Source organism: Amycolatopsis albispora (assembly GCF_003312875.1).
In the GTDB taxonomy this organism is placed as follows: domain Bacteria; phylum Actinomycetota; class Actinomycetes; order Mycobacteriales; family Pseudonocardiaceae; genus Amycolatopsis; species Amycolatopsis albispora.
Genome location: NZ_CP015163.1, coordinates 7,766,469 through 7,782,772 on the forward strand (window position 1 = coordinate 7,766,469; position 16,304 = coordinate 7,782,772).

Annotated in this window: 19 protein-coding genes; 10 read left to right on the forward strand and 9 right to left on the reverse strand. The window is 70.5% G+C overall.

The genetic code is table 11. The features are described from left to right. The first annotated feature begins 49 nt into the window (after positions 1-49). Together A4R43_RS36885 and A4R43_RS36890 are read left to right on the forward strand one after the other, a co-directional pair. On the forward strand, positions 50-1,465 hold the full coding sequence (locus A4R43_RS36885; RefSeq protein ID WP_113696312.1) for a DHA2 family efflux MFS transporter permease subunit: 1,416 nt from the start codon (positions 50-52) through the stop codon (positions 1,463-1,465). 107 nt (positions 1,466-1,572) lie between these two features. Then, positions 1,573-2,538 carry a glycoside hydrolase family 25 protein gene (locus tag A4R43_RS36890; protein ID WP_113696313.1) on the forward strand — a complete coding sequence of 322 codons (966 nt, stop codon included), beginning with the start codon at positions 1,573-1,575 and terminating at the stop codon, positions 2,536-2,538. A gap of 339 nt (positions 2,539-2,877) precedes the next feature. On the opposite strand, the gene A4R43_RS36895 is transcribed toward A4R43_RS36890, so the two are convergent. Further along, positions 2,878-3,393 (reverse strand): DinB family protein, encoded by a 516-nt coding sequence (locus A4R43_RS36895; protein ID WP_236808494.1) that lies wholly within the window; start codon positions 3,391-3,393, stop codon positions 2,878-2,880. A gap of 545 nt (positions 3,394-3,938) precedes the next feature. On the opposite strand from A4R43_RS36895, the gene A4R43_RS36900 reads away from it, so the two are divergent. From A4R43_RS36900 to A4R43_RS36910, 3 genes are all read left to right on the forward strand, one after another. Then, positions 3,939-4,247, forward strand: coding sequence for a hypothetical protein (locus A4R43_RS36900; protein WP_162788721.1), 309 nt, complete (start codon positions 3,939-3,941; stop codon positions 4,245-4,247). Between the two features lie 175 nt (positions 4,248-4,422). Continuing rightward, positions 4,423-4,653, forward strand: coding sequence for a DUF397 domain-containing protein (locus A4R43_RS36905; protein WP_113696315.1), 231 nt, complete (start codon positions 4,423-4,425; stop codon positions 4,651-4,653). 37 nt (positions 4,654-4,690) lie between these two features. After that, entirely contained in the window at positions 4,691-5,533 is an 843-nt protein-coding gene (locus tag A4R43_RS36910) for a helix-turn-helix domain-containing protein (RefSeq protein ID WP_162788722.1), read from the forward strand. Here A4R43_RS36910 and A4R43_RS36915 read toward each other — a convergent pair. From A4R43_RS36915 to A4R43_RS36925, 3 genes are read right to left on the reverse strand one after another with little or no spacing between them, the layout of a single operon-like run. Beyond that, entirely contained in the window at positions 5,524-5,958 is a 435-nt protein-coding gene (locus A4R43_RS36915; RefSeq protein WP_162788723.1) for an ATP-binding protein, read from the reverse strand. The two genes, A4R43_RS36910 and A4R43_RS36915, sit on opposite strands and share 10 nt — an antisense overlap. Positions 5,959-6,017: 59 nt before the next feature. Continuing rightward, complete coding sequence (locus A4R43_RS36920; protein WP_113696318.1) at positions 6,018-6,692, reverse strand: DUF6766 family protein; 675 nt, start codon at positions 6,690-6,692, stop codon at positions 6,018-6,020. Continuing rightward, positions 6,692-7,078: a hypothetical protein gene (locus tag A4R43_RS36925; RefSeq protein WP_113696319.1), complete on the reverse strand. Its 387-nt coding sequence runs from the start codon at positions 7,076-7,078 to the stop codon at positions 6,692-6,694. The genes A4R43_RS36920 and A4R43_RS36925 overlap by 1 nt, the downstream gene beginning before the upstream one ends. A gap of 83 nt (positions 7,079-7,161) precedes the next feature. Here A4R43_RS36925 and A4R43_RS36930 point away from each other — a divergent pair, with 83 nt between their 5' ends. Together A4R43_RS36930 and A4R43_RS36935 are read left to right on the forward strand one after the other, a co-directional pair. After that, entirely contained in the window at positions 7,162-9,474 is a 2,313-nt protein-coding gene (locus A4R43_RS36930) for a molybdopterin oxidoreductase family protein (RefSeq protein WP_113696320.1), read from the forward strand. Beyond that, positions 9,471-9,956, forward strand: coding sequence for a hypothetical protein (locus A4R43_RS36935; RefSeq protein WP_113696321.1), 486 nt, complete (start codon positions 9,471-9,473; stop codon positions 9,954-9,956). The genes A4R43_RS36930 and A4R43_RS36935 overlap by 4 nt, the downstream gene beginning before the upstream one ends. Here A4R43_RS36935 and A4R43_RS36940 read toward each other — a convergent pair. Next, positions 9,946-10,599, reverse strand: a complete 654-nt coding sequence (locus A4R43_RS36940) for a GntR family transcriptional regulator (RefSeq protein WP_113696322.1) — start codon at positions 10,597-10,599, stop codon at positions 9,946-9,948. The genes A4R43_RS36935 and A4R43_RS36940 overlap by 11 nt on opposite strands. 45 nt (positions 10,600-10,644) lie before the next feature. Here A4R43_RS36940 and A4R43_RS36945 point away from each other — a divergent pair, with 45 nt between their 5' ends. Next, positions 10,645-11,076, forward strand: a complete 432-nt coding sequence (locus tag A4R43_RS36945) for a VOC family protein (RefSeq protein ID WP_113696323.1) — start codon at positions 10,645-10,647, stop codon at positions 11,074-11,076. Positions 11,077-11,115: 39 nt separating this feature from the next. Here A4R43_RS36945 and A4R43_RS36950 read toward each other — a convergent pair whose 3' ends face one another. Together A4R43_RS36950 and A4R43_RS36955 are read right to left on the reverse strand one after the other, a co-directional pair. Then, a complete protein-coding gene (locus A4R43_RS36950) occupies positions 11,116-11,709 on the reverse strand; it encodes a YdcF family protein (protein ID WP_113696324.1) in 594 nt (197 codons plus the stop codon). Positions 11,710-11,740: 31 nt separating this feature from the next. Next, on the reverse strand, positions 11,741-11,944 hold the full coding sequence (locus A4R43_RS36955; RefSeq protein ID WP_113696325.1) for a hypothetical protein: 204 nt from the start codon (positions 11,942-11,944) through the stop codon (positions 11,741-11,743). A 130-nt stretch (positions 11,945-12,074) separates the two neighbouring features. Here A4R43_RS36955 and A4R43_RS36960 point away from each other — a divergent pair, with 130 nt between their 5' ends. Then, entirely contained in the window at positions 12,075-12,347 is a 273-nt protein-coding gene (locus A4R43_RS36960; RefSeq protein WP_113696326.1) for a GlsB/YeaQ/YmgE family stress response membrane protein, read from the forward strand. A gap of 158 nt (positions 12,348-12,505) precedes the next feature. Here the strand turns inward: A4R43_RS36960 and A4R43_RS36965 are convergent, their stop codons facing one another. Next, positions 12,506-13,204, reverse strand: coding sequence for a TetR/AcrR family transcriptional regulator (locus A4R43_RS36965; protein ID WP_113696327.1), 699 nt, complete (start codon positions 13,202-13,204; stop codon positions 12,506-12,508). A gap of 39 nt (positions 13,205-13,243) precedes the next feature. On the opposite strand from A4R43_RS36965, the gene A4R43_RS36970 reads away from it, so the two are divergent. Further along, positions 13,244-14,632 carry an FAD-dependent monooxygenase gene (locus A4R43_RS36970; protein ID WP_113696328.1) on the forward strand — a complete coding sequence of 463 codons (1,389 nt, stop codon included), beginning with the start codon at positions 13,244-13,246 and terminating at the stop codon, positions 14,630-14,632. Positions 14,633-14,700: 68 nt separating this feature from the next. On the opposite strand, the gene A4R43_RS36975 is transcribed toward A4R43_RS36970, so the two are convergent. Next, entirely contained in the window at positions 14,701-16,281 is a 1,581-nt protein-coding gene (locus A4R43_RS36975; RefSeq protein ID WP_113696329.1) for an alpha/beta hydrolase, read from the reverse strand. Between the last annotated feature and the right edge of the window lie 23 nt (positions 16,282-16,304).

Genomic DNA, 16,304 nt, shown 5'->3' on the forward strand with positions numbered 1-16,304 from the left:
CGCTGGCCAGGGAAAACTCCGTGATTTTGCTTTCCTGAGGGGATGGATCATGCCCGCAACCGCGAGATGGTTCGCACTGAGCGTGCTCAGCGCGGCGACGCTGATGGTGGTGCTCGACGGCTCGGTGGTCACCGTCGCGCTGCCGTGGATCCAGCGCGATCTCGGCTTCTCCCAGGCGGGGCTGGCCTGGGTGGTCAACGCCTACCTGATCGCCTTCGCCGGTTCGCTGCTGCTGTCCGGGCGGCTCGGCGACCTGCTCGGCCGCCGCCGGATCTTCCTGATCGGCATGGTCGTGTTCACCGTCGCCTCGCTGCTGTGCGGGATCGCCGCCGACCGGACCGCGCTGGTGGTCTTCCGGTTCCTCCAGGGCGCCGGTGGCGCGATGGCCTCGGCCGTGGTGCTCGGCATGATCGTCACGCTCTTCCCGGAGCCGCGTGAGCAGGCCAAGGCGATCGGCGTGTACAGCTTCGTGCAGGCCGGTGGCTCGTCGATCGGGCTGATCGCGGGCGGGGTGCTGACCCAGGGGCTGAGCTGGAACTGGGCCTTCTTCGTCAACCTGCCGATCGGCGTGGTGGCGATCGCGCTCACCTGGCGGCTGGTGGCCGCCGACCGCGGGCCCGGCCTGCGCGAGGGCGCCGACCTGACCGGTGCCGGACTGGTCACCGGCGGGCTGATGCTGCTGGTCTACACCATCGTGCAGGCCGAGGAACACAGCTGGGGCAGCGTGCGAAGCCTTGGCCTGCTGGCGTTTTCACTCGCCCTGCTGGCTGCTTTTGTGCTGCGGCAAGCGAAAGCGGCCAAGCCGTTGCTGCCGCTGCGGTTGTTCCGGGTCCGCGCGGTGGCCGGGGCGAACCTGGTGATGGTGCTGATGGTGGCCGGGCTGTTCGGCTTCCAGTTCATCACCGCGCTCTACCTGCAGCGGGTGCTCGGGCTGGACGCGCTGTGGACCGGGCTGGCCTTCCTGCCCTCGCCGGTGACCATCGCGGTGTTCTCGCTGGGCTTCGCCGCCCGGCTGGCGGAGCGGTTCGGCGCGCGGCACGTGCTCACCGGGGGCCTGCTGCTGGTGGCGCTTTCCCTGGCCTGGCTGGCCAGGGTGCCCGAGACCGGACTGTACACAGTGGACGTTCTGCCGGTGCTGGTGCTGATGGGTGCCGGCTTCGGCTCGGCGATGCCCGCGTTGATGGGATTGGCGATGTCCGGTGCCACGGCGAGTGATTCCGGCATCGCGTCGGGTCTGATCAACACCACGCAGCAGGTCGGCGCCGCGATCGGTACCGCCGTACTGGCGACAGCGGCGACCACGCACAGCGCCGAGTTGCTCCGAGCGGGTGTCGCGGAGAAAACCGCGCTCACAGAAGGCTTTCAGTTGTCGTACGGACTCAGCGCGGGTTTTGTCGCGCTTGCCGCGGTGACCGCCGCGGTGTTCCTCCGGCGCTCGGCCGAACGGGTGCACGCGGTGCGGTGAAGGCGCGCATTCGCGCCACGAAGGGGTTACGATCGTTGCCGCGTCCCGGTTTTCGGAGACGCGGCAACTTCATGGGCTCGCCGGGCGAAACGCATGGGAGCACGACGATGGTCCTGTTCGGCCTCGACATCAGCCATCACCAGGGTGGCAACCCCAACCTGCACCAGGCGCGCGCGGAGGGCGTGGAGTTCGTCATCTGCAAGGCGACCGAAAGCTCGGGGTTCGTCGACTCGAGGTTCCACGACAACATCGCGCGCGCCCAGCAGGCCGGGCTGCTGGTGGCCGCGTACCACTACCAGCGCGCCGGGGTTTCCGCGCAGGCGCAGGTGGACAACGTGCGGAGGGTGGTGCCGCCGGGCATGCCGGTGATCCCCGACGTGGAGGGCAACAGCGGCAGCGCCGGGCTGACCAGGCAGATCGTGGATCTGTTGCGGGGCGCGGGTTATCCCGTTCCGCTGACGTACCTTCCGCGCTGGTACTGGCAGCAGCTCGGCTCGCCGTCACTGGTGGGCCTGCCGCCGCTGTGGTCTTCGCGTTACCCCGACAACGCGCAGGGCTCGATCGCCGACGAATACGCCGACGTGCCACCGCACTACTGGGACGGTTACGGCGGGCTGAGCGTGGCGCTGCTGCAGTTCTCCAGTTCCGGCCGGGTGGCCGGGTACGCGCCGCTGGACCTCAACGCCTTCCGCGGCACCAGGCAGGAGTTCGCCGCGCTGCTGGGCGGAAAACCACCGGGAACTGACCCGACCATCGAAGAGGAGAGCCACATGGAGCTGGGTCCGGGAAGCGCCGTGAGCAAAACGCTGGTCTGCCCCGCGGTACCGGCGGATCTGGTGATCAGCCTCGGTTTTGTCTCGTTCACCGTGCACCACATCAAGTTCTTCGGCCCGACCCCGGACACCGGGCACGCCGAACTCGCCTCGTACGGCGAGCAGGTGGTCGACCCGGCGCGGCCGTACGTGAAGCCGGTACCGCAGGGCGCGATGACCGCGGAGGTGCTGTACAGCCTGGCCCCCGCGGCCGAAGGCACGCCACAGCACACCGCGGTGGCCGCTTTCCGCGGACGGTAGGCCGCCGCTCTTTTCGCGCGGGCACTTTGCCGCCGTGTTCCGGGCGGCGCTTTGCCGCCGGTTCCGGGCGGTGCTTTGCCGCGGTGTCCCGCGCGGCGCATTGCCGCCGCGTGCCGCGGGCGCTGACCCTCTGGCGTTCCTCGGGCGTTGGGCCGCCGCGCTCCGAGGGGGTGTTAAGCCGCCGCGCCGCGGGCGGTAAGCCCGCCGCGTTCTGCGGGCCCTAACTCCCGGATTCCGCGGGCGTCAGGCCGCCGCGCGCCGCAGGCCGCTGACCCCCGCCGTCTGCGGGCGCCATGCCCCCGCGTTCCGGGGCGCTGTGCCGCCGCGTTGCGCGTGGCACTAGGCCGCCGCGTGTAGGAGGCGGAGGTGGCCGATCTCGGCGGCGTTCTTCATCAGTTCCGCGTTCACCCAGGCGATCGTGTGCGCGATCGTCCGGTCGCCGTCCGGCCAGGGGAAGGGGGCGGGTGCGTCGAGGTCGGCGTCGGTCAGGCGCTCCAGCACGGTCGTCCACTCGGCGTGCAGGCCGCGTAGCCAGTCGACGGTGGGCTGCCCTGGGCCCGGCCAGGCGATCTCGGTGCGGTCGCGCGGCGCGCGACCCGTCAGGTGATCGAGGGTGACCGACCACCACCAGCCGAGGTGCCAGCTGACCCAGCCCAGGGTGGGCACCGGGATCGGTGACGGTTCGGTCTCCGCCCAGTCCGGCACCCAGCCGCCGTTGCCGTCGGGGTGCATCGTCCAGTGGTTCGCGGCGGGCAGCCAGGTGAAGTCCGCGGGCTCGAGCTCGGCCAGGTGGAGTTCGAGCAGGGACCAGGTCAGTTCGTACTGCCAGCGGAGCAGTTCGGTACGTTCGGGCACGGGCGGATGGTGGCACAGTTTCCGCTGTCCGGAAACTGTTTTTCAACATGCCCTTGCACGTGCATCTGCGCGTGCAAGATCCGCCCGGTTGTGGCATCATGAGTGCGCGGCCGAACCGCGGTCGCCGCCCGTCGCCGGATTCCGGCCGCCGGGCGATCGGCGCCGGTGTGCGCCGGAAAAATGCGGTTCGATTCACCGCGTGCTTTCGCGAGCTTTGCCGTCCGCGAAATTGCGGTGAAGTTTTGTTGCTGCCTTTCTCATTAGTGGCCGGGTTGCTGGCTGTGCTGCGCACTTGTCCGTTCTGGATCACCCGATCGAGTTGCGCTCGAATATTCCGCAAATGCCAGTCGCGCTGCGGGTTGAAGATTTTCGCCCCGGTGGCTGCGCGCTATAACGGATGTGTGTAAAAATGCGATCGATCTTACGCACGTAACTTTGCTCGGTCGAATATTCGACCGGCCGGGTACCAAGATCAAAAAAGGCGTGGCCCTCCTTGCCCGAGGACCACGCCGGGTGTTGTCCGCCAGTCAAACAAGGAGAACAACGTGACGATTGTAGATCCCGCGACCCCGGAGGTGCCGGACGAAGACCCCGTTCTGCCTTCCCCCGATCGTGCGGCCCGGCACCGGCGCCCACCGCGGTCGTGGCCGGAGGTGATCGGCGAGGCGCTGGGCGGCTGGGCCACCACGCTGCGGGTGGCGCTGCTCGCCGCGGTGGTGCTCGGCGGCCTCGGCGTGGTGTTCTTCGGCGCGTCGGCCGGGGCGGGCATCTCCGGCTCGGTGCTGGCGGCGTCGATCGTGTTCGCCTGCCTGCGCGGGCGGGGGCCGGGGCAGCCCGGCGATCCCGCCGAATGATCCCGCGGCGGCGCCGGGCCACCCCGGCGCCGCCGTCCCCGCCGACCCCGAAGGAGTGAAGAAGTGCCGGAACCAGCCAGAAGAGCCGCCGTCCGGGCTTGCGCGTCGAATATTCGATCCACATTCTTGAGTCGAAAGATCGAAGTTCCGGCCAGGCGAGCAGCGAGGGGGACTCATGCAGACCTACGACCCGCTTTCGATCGGGGAACGCTTCGACACGGCGGGCTGGCAACGGCCGTCGGCCTGCGGGCCGAATGGGGCGAACTGCGTCGAGGTGAACGTGGCGAGCCGCGAAATGGTCGGGGTGCGCGACGGCAAGCTCCCCGATTCCCCGGTGCTGGTTTTCGACGCCGGGGAGTGGGCGGACTTCGTCGAGTCGGTGCGCTCGGGGCAGTTCGGCGGCTGAGTTCCGGCGCGGCCCGGAATGGCGGGCGGAGCCGTTGGTGAGCCATTCCGGAACAGCCGGTTCGTGGCGCCTCATGATCGGTGCGCGGCTGCGGACGGCACGCAAGGCGGCGGGCGTGACCCAGGCGAGGGTGGCGGCCGTGCTCGAGCTCAGCCAGTCCACCGTCACCAAGATCGAGAAGGGCCAGACCACCATCTCGGCGGACAACCTCGGGAAGCTGGTCGAGTTCCTCGGCGTGGACGAGGCGACCGCGGCCGAGCTGCGCAAGTTCAGCGAAGCGGACGCGGCCGAGCGGCAACGGTCCCGCCGCCCCGCCGGGCCGCTGTGGTTCGGGGACATCCCGGACCTGGAGCGGCGCGCGCGGGAGATCCGGTCGTGGACCGGCGAGCGCCTGCCCGGGGTGTTGCAGTCCGAGCAGTACATGCGCGCGTTGTTCCAGGGCCGCGCGAACGTGGACGACCTGGTCGAGGCACGCAAGGACCGGCAGCGCCTGTTCGACCACGAGGGCATCCGCGAGTTCCTGCTCAGCGAGTCCGCGCTGGACCGGGTCCGCGCCACCGCCGACCCGCTGATGGCGCTGGATCAGGTGCAGCACCTGCTCAAGTGCGGCGAGCTGGCCGGGGTGGCGATCAGGATCGTGCCCTATGCCGCGGATCTCTACGTCGCCCCTGACTTCACCATTCTGCGGCTCGACGAGGGCGACCGCGTCTACGTCGAGTACCAGAGCGGGAAACTACTGCTGCACAAGCACAAGGACGTGCGGGAGCACTGGGACGCCTGGGCCGTGCTGGACGAGCTCGCGTTGCCTGTGGAGGAGTCCGCGCGCCTGCTCGCCGGGATCCGGGACCGCCTCGACGCCGGGCTGGCCGGTCAGGCGTAGGCGCGACGCCAGATCAGCCGGATGGTGGTGCCCTGCTCGCTCGACCGCATCAGCACCTCGTCGGAAAGCTCGTGCATCATGCCGAGCCCGCGCCCGCGGAAGCTGCCGGACTCCGTGCGCGGCCGCCGCCACCGGCCCCGGTCGGACACGGTGATCGTGCAGGTGCCGCCGTGGGCGTGGCCGTGCAGTTCGAGCGGGCCGGCCGGGCCGGGGCCGCGGTAGGCGTGGTCGACCACGTTGGCCATGGCTTCGTAGGCGGCGAGCACCACGTCGTCGCGCAGGTCGTGGTTCAGCCCGAGGCCGCGGAGCCAGGCGCCGAGCGCGGCACGCAGCCGTGACGCGTTCGTGGCGGTGGCCGGTTCGCGGTGGTGGAACACCGACGGGGCCCCGAGTGTGCGGCCGGAGGTGCTTGCTGAACGTCGCACCGTAGTGGCCCCCTTCACCTCGTGAGCCCAGAGTTACCCCGGTCGGGGGAACCCCAAACTCACCCTGTTTCGTCGGTGGTGGTGTGCGGGGTGCCGACGGGCTTGGACTCGGGTGAACCGCGCTGGCGCAGGTACACCGAGAGGAAGGCCATCGAGCCGAGCGCCAGGAACTCCGACTGCCAGTTCTGCAGCGACCGGTTCCAGAAGTCGGCCGAGCCGACGTAGCCGAACCAGCCGACCGGATCGGCGAAGGCGAGCAGCTGCTCGGAGTTGTACGCGGCCAGCCCGGACACCGACTGCACGCTCCAGGTGGCCAGGAACAGCCCGCCCATCACCAGGCCGAGCGAACGGGAGTACACCGCCGTCCGCCAGCCACCGGCCCGCGCCCACTTCGGTGAGCGGGCCGTGGCGTGGGGGCCGACGAGCTGGTCGCGGTCGCTTTCGAGGCCGATCCGCCCGGCCGGCTTCGACTCGGGTGAGCCACGCTGGATCAGGTAGACCGTGGCGAAGACGTACAGCAGGAACTGGAGGTACTCCGACTGCCAGTTCTCGGAGACGTCCACCAGGAAGTCCGACGACACGAGGTACTCGCCGAGCCCGATCGGGGCGCCGCCGTCCTGGACCTGGCGGTCGTTGAAGTCGGCGTGCCCGGCGAAGGCCTGCCCGATCAGGGCAAGCAGGAACAGCAGCCCGAACGCCAGGCTGAGTCCGTTGTCCCGCAACACCTTCCGCATCACGGACCACCGACAAGGCAGCGGTAGGGCAGTTCCGGCGCGCTCGGCTGGCAGCCGCCGCCGGTGATCCGCCAGCCGTCCTCGTATTCGTGCAGGAACAGGGTTTCCGCGCCTGCCTTGGCCTGCGCGTCGGAGCCCCACACGAGCACCTCGCCGACCGTGCCGCCCGGTGTCCGCGCTGCGGTCAGCGCGTCGGGGCAAGTCTGGCGGCCGTGCTGGGTCAGGTCCTCCATCGCGCGTGCCGAGAGCAGGCCGCACGCGTCGGTCGTGTCGGCGTCGAGGAAGCGCTGCGCGGTTTCGCGGACCGCGGACTCCGCCGCGGATCCGCACCCGGCGAGGAGCACTGCCGTGACGCTGACCGACCCCAGTGCCTTGATCCAACGCACGAATTGAAAGTACTCGTGTGCGCTGTGCGCCGCCTGTCGAGAAGCCGGGTTTGACCGCCGATCACCGCGGGTACGCGCCGACAATGGCCGATGCGATCACCGAGCCGTGGGGCGGCCGCACCCCGTACGGGCCGGGCGGGGACTGGCCGGTGCGCGTGGACGTCCAGCTCGCCGACGGGGTGCGCGCCGAGGACGTCGATGACTGGGTGCCCACCGCCGCCGTGCTGCATTCCAACGGTGACGGCTTGGACATCGCGGTCAAGGACGGGCGGATGGTCGGCGTCCGCGGCCGTGCGGACGACCGCGTCAACCACGGCCGCCTCGATCCGAAGGACCGCTTCGGGTGGCAGGCGGGAGCGTCACCGGATCGGCTGACCATGCCGCTGGTGCGTGAAGGCGGTGAACTGGTCGAGGCCACTTGGGACGAAGCCATGTCGCGCGTGGTGGGCCGCAGCAAGGAACTGCTCGACGAGCGGGGCCCCGGGTCGCTCGGTTTCTACACCAGCGGGCAGTTGTTCGCCGAGGAGTACTACACGCTCGCGGCCATCGGCCACGGCGCGATCGGCACGAACCACATGGACGGCAACACGCGCCTGTGCACCGCGACCGCGGCCGCCGCGCTGAAGGAGTCGTTCGGCTGCGACGGCCAGCCCGCGTCGTACACCGATGTCGACCACGCCGACGTGATCGCGTTGTTCGGGCACAACGTGGCGGAAACGCAGAGCGTGCTGTGGACCCGGATGCTGGACCGGCTCGCCGGGCCGAACCCGCCCGCGCTGCTGTGCGTCGACCCGCGCACCACGCCGGTGGCGCGCGCGGCCACCGTGCACCTGGCGCCGCTGCCCGGCACGAACGTCGCGCTGATGAACGGGCTGCTGCACGAGATCATCCGCAACGACCAGGTGGACCACGACTACATCGAGCGGCACACGGTCGGCTACCCGGAGCTGGTGCGGCAGGTCGCCGATGCCACCCCGGAATCGGTCGCGGACGTCTGCGGGGTGCCGCCGTCGAAGATCCGGGAGGCGGCACGGCTGCTCGACGGCGCTTCCCGGCTGCTTTCCACCGTGCTGCAAGGGTTCTACCAGTCGCACCAGGCCACCGCGGCGGCGGTGCAGGTGAACAACCTGCAGCTGATCCGCGGCATGCTCGGCAAGCCGGGCGCCGGGGTGCTGCAGATGAACGGCCAGCCGACCGCGCAGAACACCCGTGAATGCGGGGCCGACGGGGATCTGACCGGATTCCGCAACTGGGCCAACGATGAGCACGTGGCCGAGCTGGCCCGGCTGTGGAACCTCGATCCGCTGCAGATCCCGCACTACGCGCCGCCGACGCACCTGATGCAGATGCTGCGGTACGCGGAGAACGGCAGCATCCGCTTTCTCTGGGTCAGTGCCACGAATCCGGCGGTGTCCCTGCCGGAACTCGCCCGCGTGCGGTCGATCCTGGCGCAGGACCGGCTGTTCCTGGTGGTGCAGGACGTGTTCCGGACCGAGACCACCGAGCTGGCGGACGTGGTGCTGCCCGCGGCGATGTGGGGCGAGAAAACCGGGACGTTCACCAACGCCGATCGCACGGTGCACTTTTCGGGCAAGGCGGTCGAACCGCCCGGCGAGGCGAAACCGGATCTCGACATCTTTCTCGACTACGCCCGTCGCATGGATTTCCGGGACCGCGACGGCAATCCGTTCCCCTCGTGGAACGATCCGGAATCGGCGTTCGAGGCGTGGAAGGCGGCCAGCGCGGGCCGCCCGTGCGACTACACCGGGCTCACCTACGCCAAGCTCCGCGCCACCGGCGGCATCCAGTGGCCGTGCAACGAGGAACACCCGGACGGCACGGAACGGCTGTATGCCGACGGGAAGTTCTTCGCCCAGCCGGACTACTGCGAGAGCTACGGCCGCGACCTGCTCACCGGCGCGCCGAGGGAACCGGACGAATACCGCGCGATGAACCCGGACGGCAAAGCCATGATCCGGCCCGCCGAATACCTGCGGCCACACGAGCCGCCCGACGAGGACCATCCGTTCGCGTTGATCACCGGCCGCACGCTGTACCACTTCCACACCCGCACCAAAACCGCCCGCGCACCGGAACTGCACCGCGCGGAACCCGAGGTGTGGGTGGAAATGTCCGAAAAGGACGCTCGCGCGCAGGGCATCGACGAGGGCGGCCTGGCCGAGATCACCACCGCGCGCGGGCGGGTGCGTGCTCGCGTGCGCCTGCGCGACATCCGTGACGGCGTGTTGTTTCTGCCGTTCCACTACGGTTACTGGGACACCGACGGCACCCCGGACCGGGCCGCGAACGAACTCACGCCGACCGACTGGGATCCCGCGTCGAAGCAGCCGATCTTCAAAACCGGCGCGGCGGCCATCCGGAGGGCAGAGCCGTGAAACTCCCGCTGCGTGAACTCCACCGCGCGGAAAGCTCGCTCGCGCGGTTCCTGTACGAGCTGTCCGACCGGCACCGTGCCGAGCACGAGGTGCACCACGTTGCCCGTGACCTGGCGGAATGGTCTCGTGAGCACGTGCGCGACCTCGCGGAAGCGGGCAACCGGTACGGCTTGTCCCTGCGTGCCGGGGCGCCCGCGTCGTCCGGGCCGTTGGCGCCGGCCCGCCGGAAGGTCAGCGAGCTGACCGGCCGCCGTCCGGAGCCCGGGCTCCTGCTGCTGGCCGATCTGCGGCGCCTGCACCGCCGGACGGCCGGAGTGTCGCTCGACTGGGAACTGCTGGCGCAGGGCGCGCAGGCGGTCAAGGACCGGGACCTGCTCGAACTGGCGCAGCGCGACCACCCGCAGACGCTGCGCCAGCTCAAGTGGTCGAACGCGATGTTGAAGACGCTCTCCCCGCAGGTGCTCGCGACCCTCAGCGCATGAGGACCTCAAGCGCGTGCCGCCGGTGCGCGGCGAACGCGACGAGCGCGGAGTTGGTGTCGTCCTCCCGCAGGATCGCGGCGAGTTCGCGGTGCTCGGCCGGGATGTGCTTGAGGTAGTCGCGGGTGCTGCGGCCGATCCGGGTGAGCAGGAACAGGTGGACCTGGTTGCGGATCGCGGCCCACGCCTCGGCCAGGCGCCGGTGGCCGGAGGCGGCGTAGACCGCGTCGTGGAAGGCGATGTCGGCGCGGACCATCTCGTGGGCGTCGGCGGCCCGGTCCATCTGGGTGACGGCCGCGTCGATCCGGTCGAGCGCGTCGTCGTCCGCCTGCTCGACCACCAGCCGGACGGCGAGGGTTTCGAGTGCTTCGCGCAGGCTGTCCAGCTCGGCGACGTCTTCGGGCAGCAGCTCGGTGACGGTCGCGCCGCGGTGCCATTCACTGCGGACCAGTCCCTCGCGTTCCAGCCGGAGCAGCGCTTCGCGGACCGGGCCGCGGCTGACCTCGAGCGTCGCGGCCAGCTCGACCTCGCGCAGCTGCGTGCCGGGGGCGTAGCCGCCGGTGAAGATGGCCTCGCGAATGCGGTCGGCGACCTCGTCGGCGAGGCCACGCCGCCGGGCGGGGGCCACTGCGGGTGGGTGGCTCACGTCTCAACCTCTCTGCCGGACTTGTCGCAATGTTAACATTGCGACATGACTACACTCGACTCGCCGATCCCTCGGTTCCACCTCGCCATGCCGGTCGACGACCTGGCCGCCGCCCGCCACTTCTACGGCGAGGTGCTCGGGCTGTCCCAGGGGCGCAGCTCGGACACCTGGGTGGACTGGAACCTGCACGGCCACCAGTTCGTCACGCACCTGGCGGCCGAAGGCACCCGCCGCATCCACAACCCGGTCGACGGGCACGACGTGCCGGTGCCGCACTTCGGCCTGGTGCTCACCGTCGAGGAGTTCGGCAAGCTGGCCGACCGCCTGCGTGCGGCCGGGACCGAGTTCGTGATCGAGCCGTATGTCCGGTTCGCGGGCGAGCCCGGTGAGCAGTGGACGATGTTCCTGCTGGACCCGGCGGGCAACGCGCTCGAGTTCAAGGCCTTCGCCGACGACAGTCAGGTGTTCGCCGTCTGAGAGCTGTCCACATGTTGTGGACACCGCTGTGGATAGCCACTACATGGCGGCTCGCCGCGCCAGGTCGCGCCGGCCCGCGGCGAGCTTGCGCAGGCCGTACGCGGCGAGCAGCGGCTTGAGCGGCCAGGCCTCGCCCAGCCGGTAGTCGGCGCCGCGGACCAGGCGCGCGGCCAGGTCGGGGCGCTGGTGGTGCAGGTAGAGCCGGGCCTTCTGGGCGTGCAGCGGGTTGGACACGATCTTGATCTGGTCCACGCCTTCGAGCATCGGGGCCAGGTACCGGATGTTCTCCCAGGTGCTGCGCGACCGGTCTTCGAGCCGGATCTCGCCGGTGAAGCCGAGTGCCGCCGCGTGGCGGGCCAGGAGCGCGGCCTCGGCCACCGGGCCGCGGCCGAGCCCGGCGCAGATCAGCACGGAATCGAGCCCGGGATCGATCGACCGCAGTGCCGCGCGCACCCGCCACCGGTTCATCGCGTTCGCGTCGGCGCCCTGGTTGCGGTAGCCGAGCACCACCACCGCTTCGGAGCGGGCGGGGCGCCGAGGGTGCACGAGCGCGCGGGAAGCCCGCCAGTGCACCACCTCGCCCCAGCCGACCAGGCCCGCGAAAGCCAGCAGTGCCAGGGAGATCCGCTTCATGCGCCCGATACTGGCAGAGGACCGCGGCGAGTCAGGAGTCGAAGAAGCCCGCTTCGCCGTAGGCCTTGTGGTGCGGCCAGCCGCGCGGGAGCGGCTTGATCGGCGGGCGCGCGGTGCACTCCGCGGTGGTGGACCGCCACTGCTCGCGCCTGCCGCGCACCACGCGCCAGGCACCGCAGGGGCAGGTCTGGTGCCGGATCCGGCGGTGGCGCGTCACCGTTTGCCAGGTGTGCACGGCATCCACCGTCCGGCTGAGCTGTGGTGCGTGTCAACCCTTACCGGCGGCGTCGCGGCGCGCGGACGGGTAGCGTGATCAGCAGGCGTCCACCGCAGGGACTCCGCCGCCGAAGACAAGGGGAATCGCCGTGTTCTGGACCATTCTCGGGTGGCTGCTGTTCGGCCTGATCGCCGGGTTCATCGCCCGCGCGCTGGTGCCCGGCAAGGACGACATCGGGTTCCTGCAGACGATCCTGCTCGGCATCGTCGGCTCGGTGGTCGGCGGTTTCCTGTTCGGGTTGCTCACCGTCGGCTTCCGCGGGTTCGAACCGGCCGGATGGATCGGCTCGGTCATCGGCGCCATCATCGTGCTCGTCATCTACAACAAGGTGACCGGCCGCAAACGCCGCTCCCGCACCTAGGGCGCGTTTCACCAGTCTTGTTCGCGCTCTTCGCGCCCAGGTGGTTCCTGGCGGCACCGGGCCTTCGGCCGAGTACGCCCAGTACGAGGCCGAACGCCCGGCACCGCCAGGAACCACCTGGATCACGAAGCCCATCGAACAGACTCGTGAAACACGCCCTAATTCACCGTCTCCAGCCCGTCCAGCAGCCAGTCCAGGATCTTTTCGAAGGTCTGCGGCCGGGTGCCGTCGCGTGCTGGGTCGGCGGCCCATTTGCTGAAGTGCGGGTACTTTCCCGAGGCGGCGACCCGGTCCAGATAGGGCTGCGTCGCCTCGGCGAGGTCCGCGTCGGTGGCGCCGCCGATCCCCGCGCGCATGGTGCGTTCCTCCAGCAGCGCCAGCCCCGAGCCGAGCACGTGCCCCAAAACCGTGTCGATGTAGCCCATGCGCGTGGCCGCGGGCAGGTCCAGTGAATCGAGTTCGGCCAGCGCGGCGTCGTAGAGCGCGAGCGCGTTCGGGCCGAGCGGCGGGCGGCTGAACGCGAGCCGCGCGAACCACGGGTGCGCCTGCACTGCGGCCCAGCCGGAGACGCCGAGCGCGCGCAGCGCGGGCCGCCAGCCCTCACCCCTGGTCACGGTGATCAGGCCGTAGGCGTGGTCGGCCATCAGATCGGCCAGCCCGTCCTTGCTGCCGACGTAGCGGTAGAGCGCCATCGGGCTGCGCACGCCCAGCTTCTGCGCGAGCGCGCGCATGGTGATCTCGCCGTCGGCCTGTGCGTCGGCGAGGTCGACGGCGGCGGCCACGATCCGTTCGCGGCTGAGCGGTTCCGTGGTGCGCGCGGGCGCCGGTTCGTCGAACCACACCAGTTTGTCGTTCATGGTGGACGCCAGCCTAGCAGTGCGTGTACAACGTACATCATGAGTGGACAACGTACACAGGTGCTCGTCGCCGGAGGTGGGCTCGTCGGCCTGACCACCGCGCTGGTGCTGCGGCACCACGACGTCGAAGTGACCCTGCTCGAACGGCGCGCGAGCACGTCACCGCAGCCGAAGGCCCGCCGCTTCCACGTCCGGACCATGGAGATCTTCCGCGAGCTGGGGCTGGCCGGGCTGGTGCACGAGGCCGCGCGTGAGCTGGCCGGTCACGACCACATGGCGGCGGGCCGCACGCTCGCCGAAGCCACGCAACTGCCGCTGTGGCAGCCGTCCGGTGACGTGCCGGAGGTCAGCCCGGAGCCGCCGTGCCTGGTGGCGCAGGACGTGCTCGAACCGGTGCTGCGGAAGGCGGCCGTCGAGGCGGGCGCGGACGTCCGGTTCGGCACCGAGTTGCTCGGCTTCGACCAGGACTCCGACGGCGTGACCGGCAAGCTCGCGGACGGCGAGATCCGGGCGGACTACCTGGTGGCCGCCGATGGCGCCCGCAGCGGGATCCGCGAGTCGCTGGGCATCACGCGGTCCGGTCGTGGTGCGGTCGGAGAGCCGAGCGTGAACGTGTATTTCCGCGCGGACCTCGCCGAAGTGGTGCGCGGGCGGGAGTTCAACCTCTGCCAGATCGACCACCCGGACGCGTCCGGCGCGCTGGCTTCGGTGGACGGGCGGCGGCGCTGGGTGTTCATGGCGGCCGGTGGGGAGACCGAGCGGGACTGGCCAACCGTCCTGCGCACCGCGCTCGGCGTGCCGGTGCCGGACCTGGAGATCCTGAGCGTGCTGGGCTGGCAGGCGGAAATGCTGGTGGCGGACCGGTATTCGGCGGGCCGCGTGCACCTGGTGGGGGACGCCGCGCACGTGATGCCGCCGTTCGCGGCGAGCGGGGCGAACACCGGGATCGCCGACGCGCACAACCTCGGCTGGAAACTCGCGGCGGTCCTGCGCGGGGAAGCGGCGCCGACGCTGCTCGACAGCTACGACACCGAGCGGCGACCGGCGGGGTGGTTTGCCGCCGACCAGTCGGCCCGGCGCGCCGACACCTTCCGCGTCGGCACCGAGGACCCGACGCTGGCGCACCCGTTCGTCCTGGCCGCGGGCGGTTTCCAGTACCCAGCCGGAGCGCTGGTGCCGGACGGCTCGGTGGAACCGGTCACCGAGTTCGCACCCGCGGGCCGGGTCGGCACGCGCGTGCCGCACCGCTGGCTCGACGAGGCACGGACGCGCTCGACGCTGGACCTGGCCGGTCCGGAATGGACGGTCACCGAGTACGAGGGGGAGTGGCTGCTGCTGCGGCCGGACCAGGTGGTCGCCTGGCGAGGCGCGTCAGCGGAGGAGGCCGAGTCGGTACGGGCCGCCTTGCTCGCCGGAACCCTGCCCTGAGGCCATCCTGAGTGTCACGAATGTGGCTTTCGAGACGTTTGGCGTCCCGAAAGCCACATTCGTGACGTTTAGCTGAACGGCTGGACGTTCGGCTGGAACACCTGCCCGTCAGCCGGGACCTTCAGGTCGATCAGGTAGTCCGCCGCGATCTTGTCCACGCCGACCGCGTCGCCCAGGATGCAGTGGCCGAACGCGTCGACCGAGACCAGGCGGGCGTTGCCCAGCTGGTCCGCCATGCGCTGCGAGAACTTGTACTGCGTCGCCGGGTCGTAGTAGTTGCCGACCACCAGGATCGGCGTGTCGGTCTTCGCGCGCCACGGGCCGCGGTAGACGTCCGGGTTCTTCGCGGGCCACACCGGGCAGGCCGCGATGTCGGAGAACACCTGGTACCGCCCGAAGGTCGGCGACTGCTGCTCGGTCTGCGCGGCGATGCCGGGCACCTTGCTCTGCTTGATGTTGATCGGCTTGTCCGAGCAGTTCACCGCGAAGTACGAGTCGTCCGAGGTGTACGGGCTGTCCGGGTCGATGTCGGCGCGGCCGTTCTTGCCGGGCACCAGGGTCTTCATCGACGGGGCCGCGGCCACCTTCACCGCGTCCGCGCTCGGGCGGATCGTGTCGTACAGCGCCTGCAGGTCCTCGGCCAGACCGGGGAACCGGGTCGGCGCGTACAGCGCGCTGGCCACCCCACCGGTGAACGTGCTGATGTCCACCCCGTCGATCGGCTGCTGACGCAGGTGGTCACGCAGCTCGTCGAACTTGGCACGCGGGTTGCCCGAGCTGAACGCGCACTTCGGGCCCACCTGCTGGCACTTCTTCAGGTATGCGTCGAGCGCGATCTCGAAGCCGTCGGCGCGTTGCTGGTCGTACGCCACGCCGTCGCTGGTGCGCAGCTTCGGGTCGACGTTGCCGTCGATCACGATCGCGCGCGTCTGCTTCGGGAACATGCCGGCGTAGGTCGAGCCGATCAGCGTGCCGTAGGAGAAGCCGACGAAGGTGAGCTTCTGGTCACCGACCGCGGCACGCAGCTTGTCGAGGTCGCGCACCACGTCCTTGGTCGCCATGTGGTTGAGCAGCGAACCGGCGTTGTTCTTGCAGAACTGGCCGTAGTCGCGGTACGCGGCCAGCGTGCCGGAGATCTCCGCGCGGGTCTGCGGCACACCGACCATCGCGCCGAACACCTCGTCGGCGTCCTCGGCGGTGGTGAAGCAGCGCAGCGGGTTGCTCTGGCCGACGCCGCGCGGGTCGAACCCGATCAGGTCGAAGCGGTCGAGCACCGGCGGCTGGAAGTAGAGGTGGCCGCTGATCGGCATCCGCAGCCCGGACCCGCCGGGGCCGCCGGGGTTGAGGAACAGCGAGCCGACGCGCTGGTCCGGCACCTTCGCCGCGCGCTTGAGCAGCGCGATGTCGATCGTGCCCAGCGCGGCGTTGTCGTGGTCGATCGGCACCCGGTACCGCGCGCAGCTGTACAGGTGGACCTGGTCGGCCGGTACCCCGGCCAGCGTCTCCTTCGCGCACGCGCCCCAGTTGACCGGTGCCGTGGCACCGACCTGCGCGGCCTGGACACCGGCCTCCTCGGCGGCGGACGCGGTCCCGGACAGGCCGCTCAGCGTGCCGGCGAAGAGCGCGCCGACGAGTGCGACCGCCCGCACCCCTGCGAATCTCGGCAAGGTCA

What these genes read in the sequence shown, in the direction of transcription:
- A4R43_RS36885 (WP_113696312.1), top strand. Translation starts at nt 50, where the DNA reads ATGCCCGCAACCGCGAGATGGTTCGCACTGAGCGTGCTCAGCGCGGCG.
- A4R43_RS36930 (WP_113696320.1), top strand. Translation starts at nt 7,162, where the DNA reads ATGGCCGATGCGATCACCGAGCCGTGGGGCGGCCGCACCCCGTACGGG.
- A4R43_RS36950 (WP_113696324.1), bottom strand. Translation starts at nt 11,709, where the DNA reads ATGAAGCGGATCTCCCTGGCACTGCTGGCTTTCGCGGGCCTGGTCGGC.
- A4R43_RS36920 (WP_113696318.1), bottom strand. Translation starts at nt 6,692, where the DNA reads ATGCGGAAGGTGTTGCGGGACAACGGACTCAGCCTGGCGTTCGGGCTG.
- A4R43_RS36890 (WP_113696313.1), top strand. Translation starts at nt 1,573, where the DNA reads ATGGTCCTGTTCGGCCTCGACATCAGCCATCACCAGGGTGGCAACCCC.
- A4R43_RS36970 (WP_113696328.1), top strand. Translation starts at nt 13,244, where the DNA reads ATGAGTGGACAACGTACACAGGTGCTCGTCGCCGGAGGTGGGCTCGTC.
- A4R43_RS36905 (WP_113696315.1), top strand. Translation starts at nt 4,423, where the DNA reads ATGCAGACCTACGACCCGCTTTCGATCGGGGAACGCTTCGACACGGCG.
- A4R43_RS36945 (WP_113696323.1), top strand. Translation starts at nt 10,645, where the DNA reads ATGACTACACTCGACTCGCCGATCCCTCGGTTCCACCTCGCCATGCCG.
- A4R43_RS36965 (WP_113696327.1), bottom strand. Translation starts at nt 13,204, where the DNA reads ATGAACGACAAACTGGTGTGGTTCGACGAACCGGCGCCCGCGCGCACC.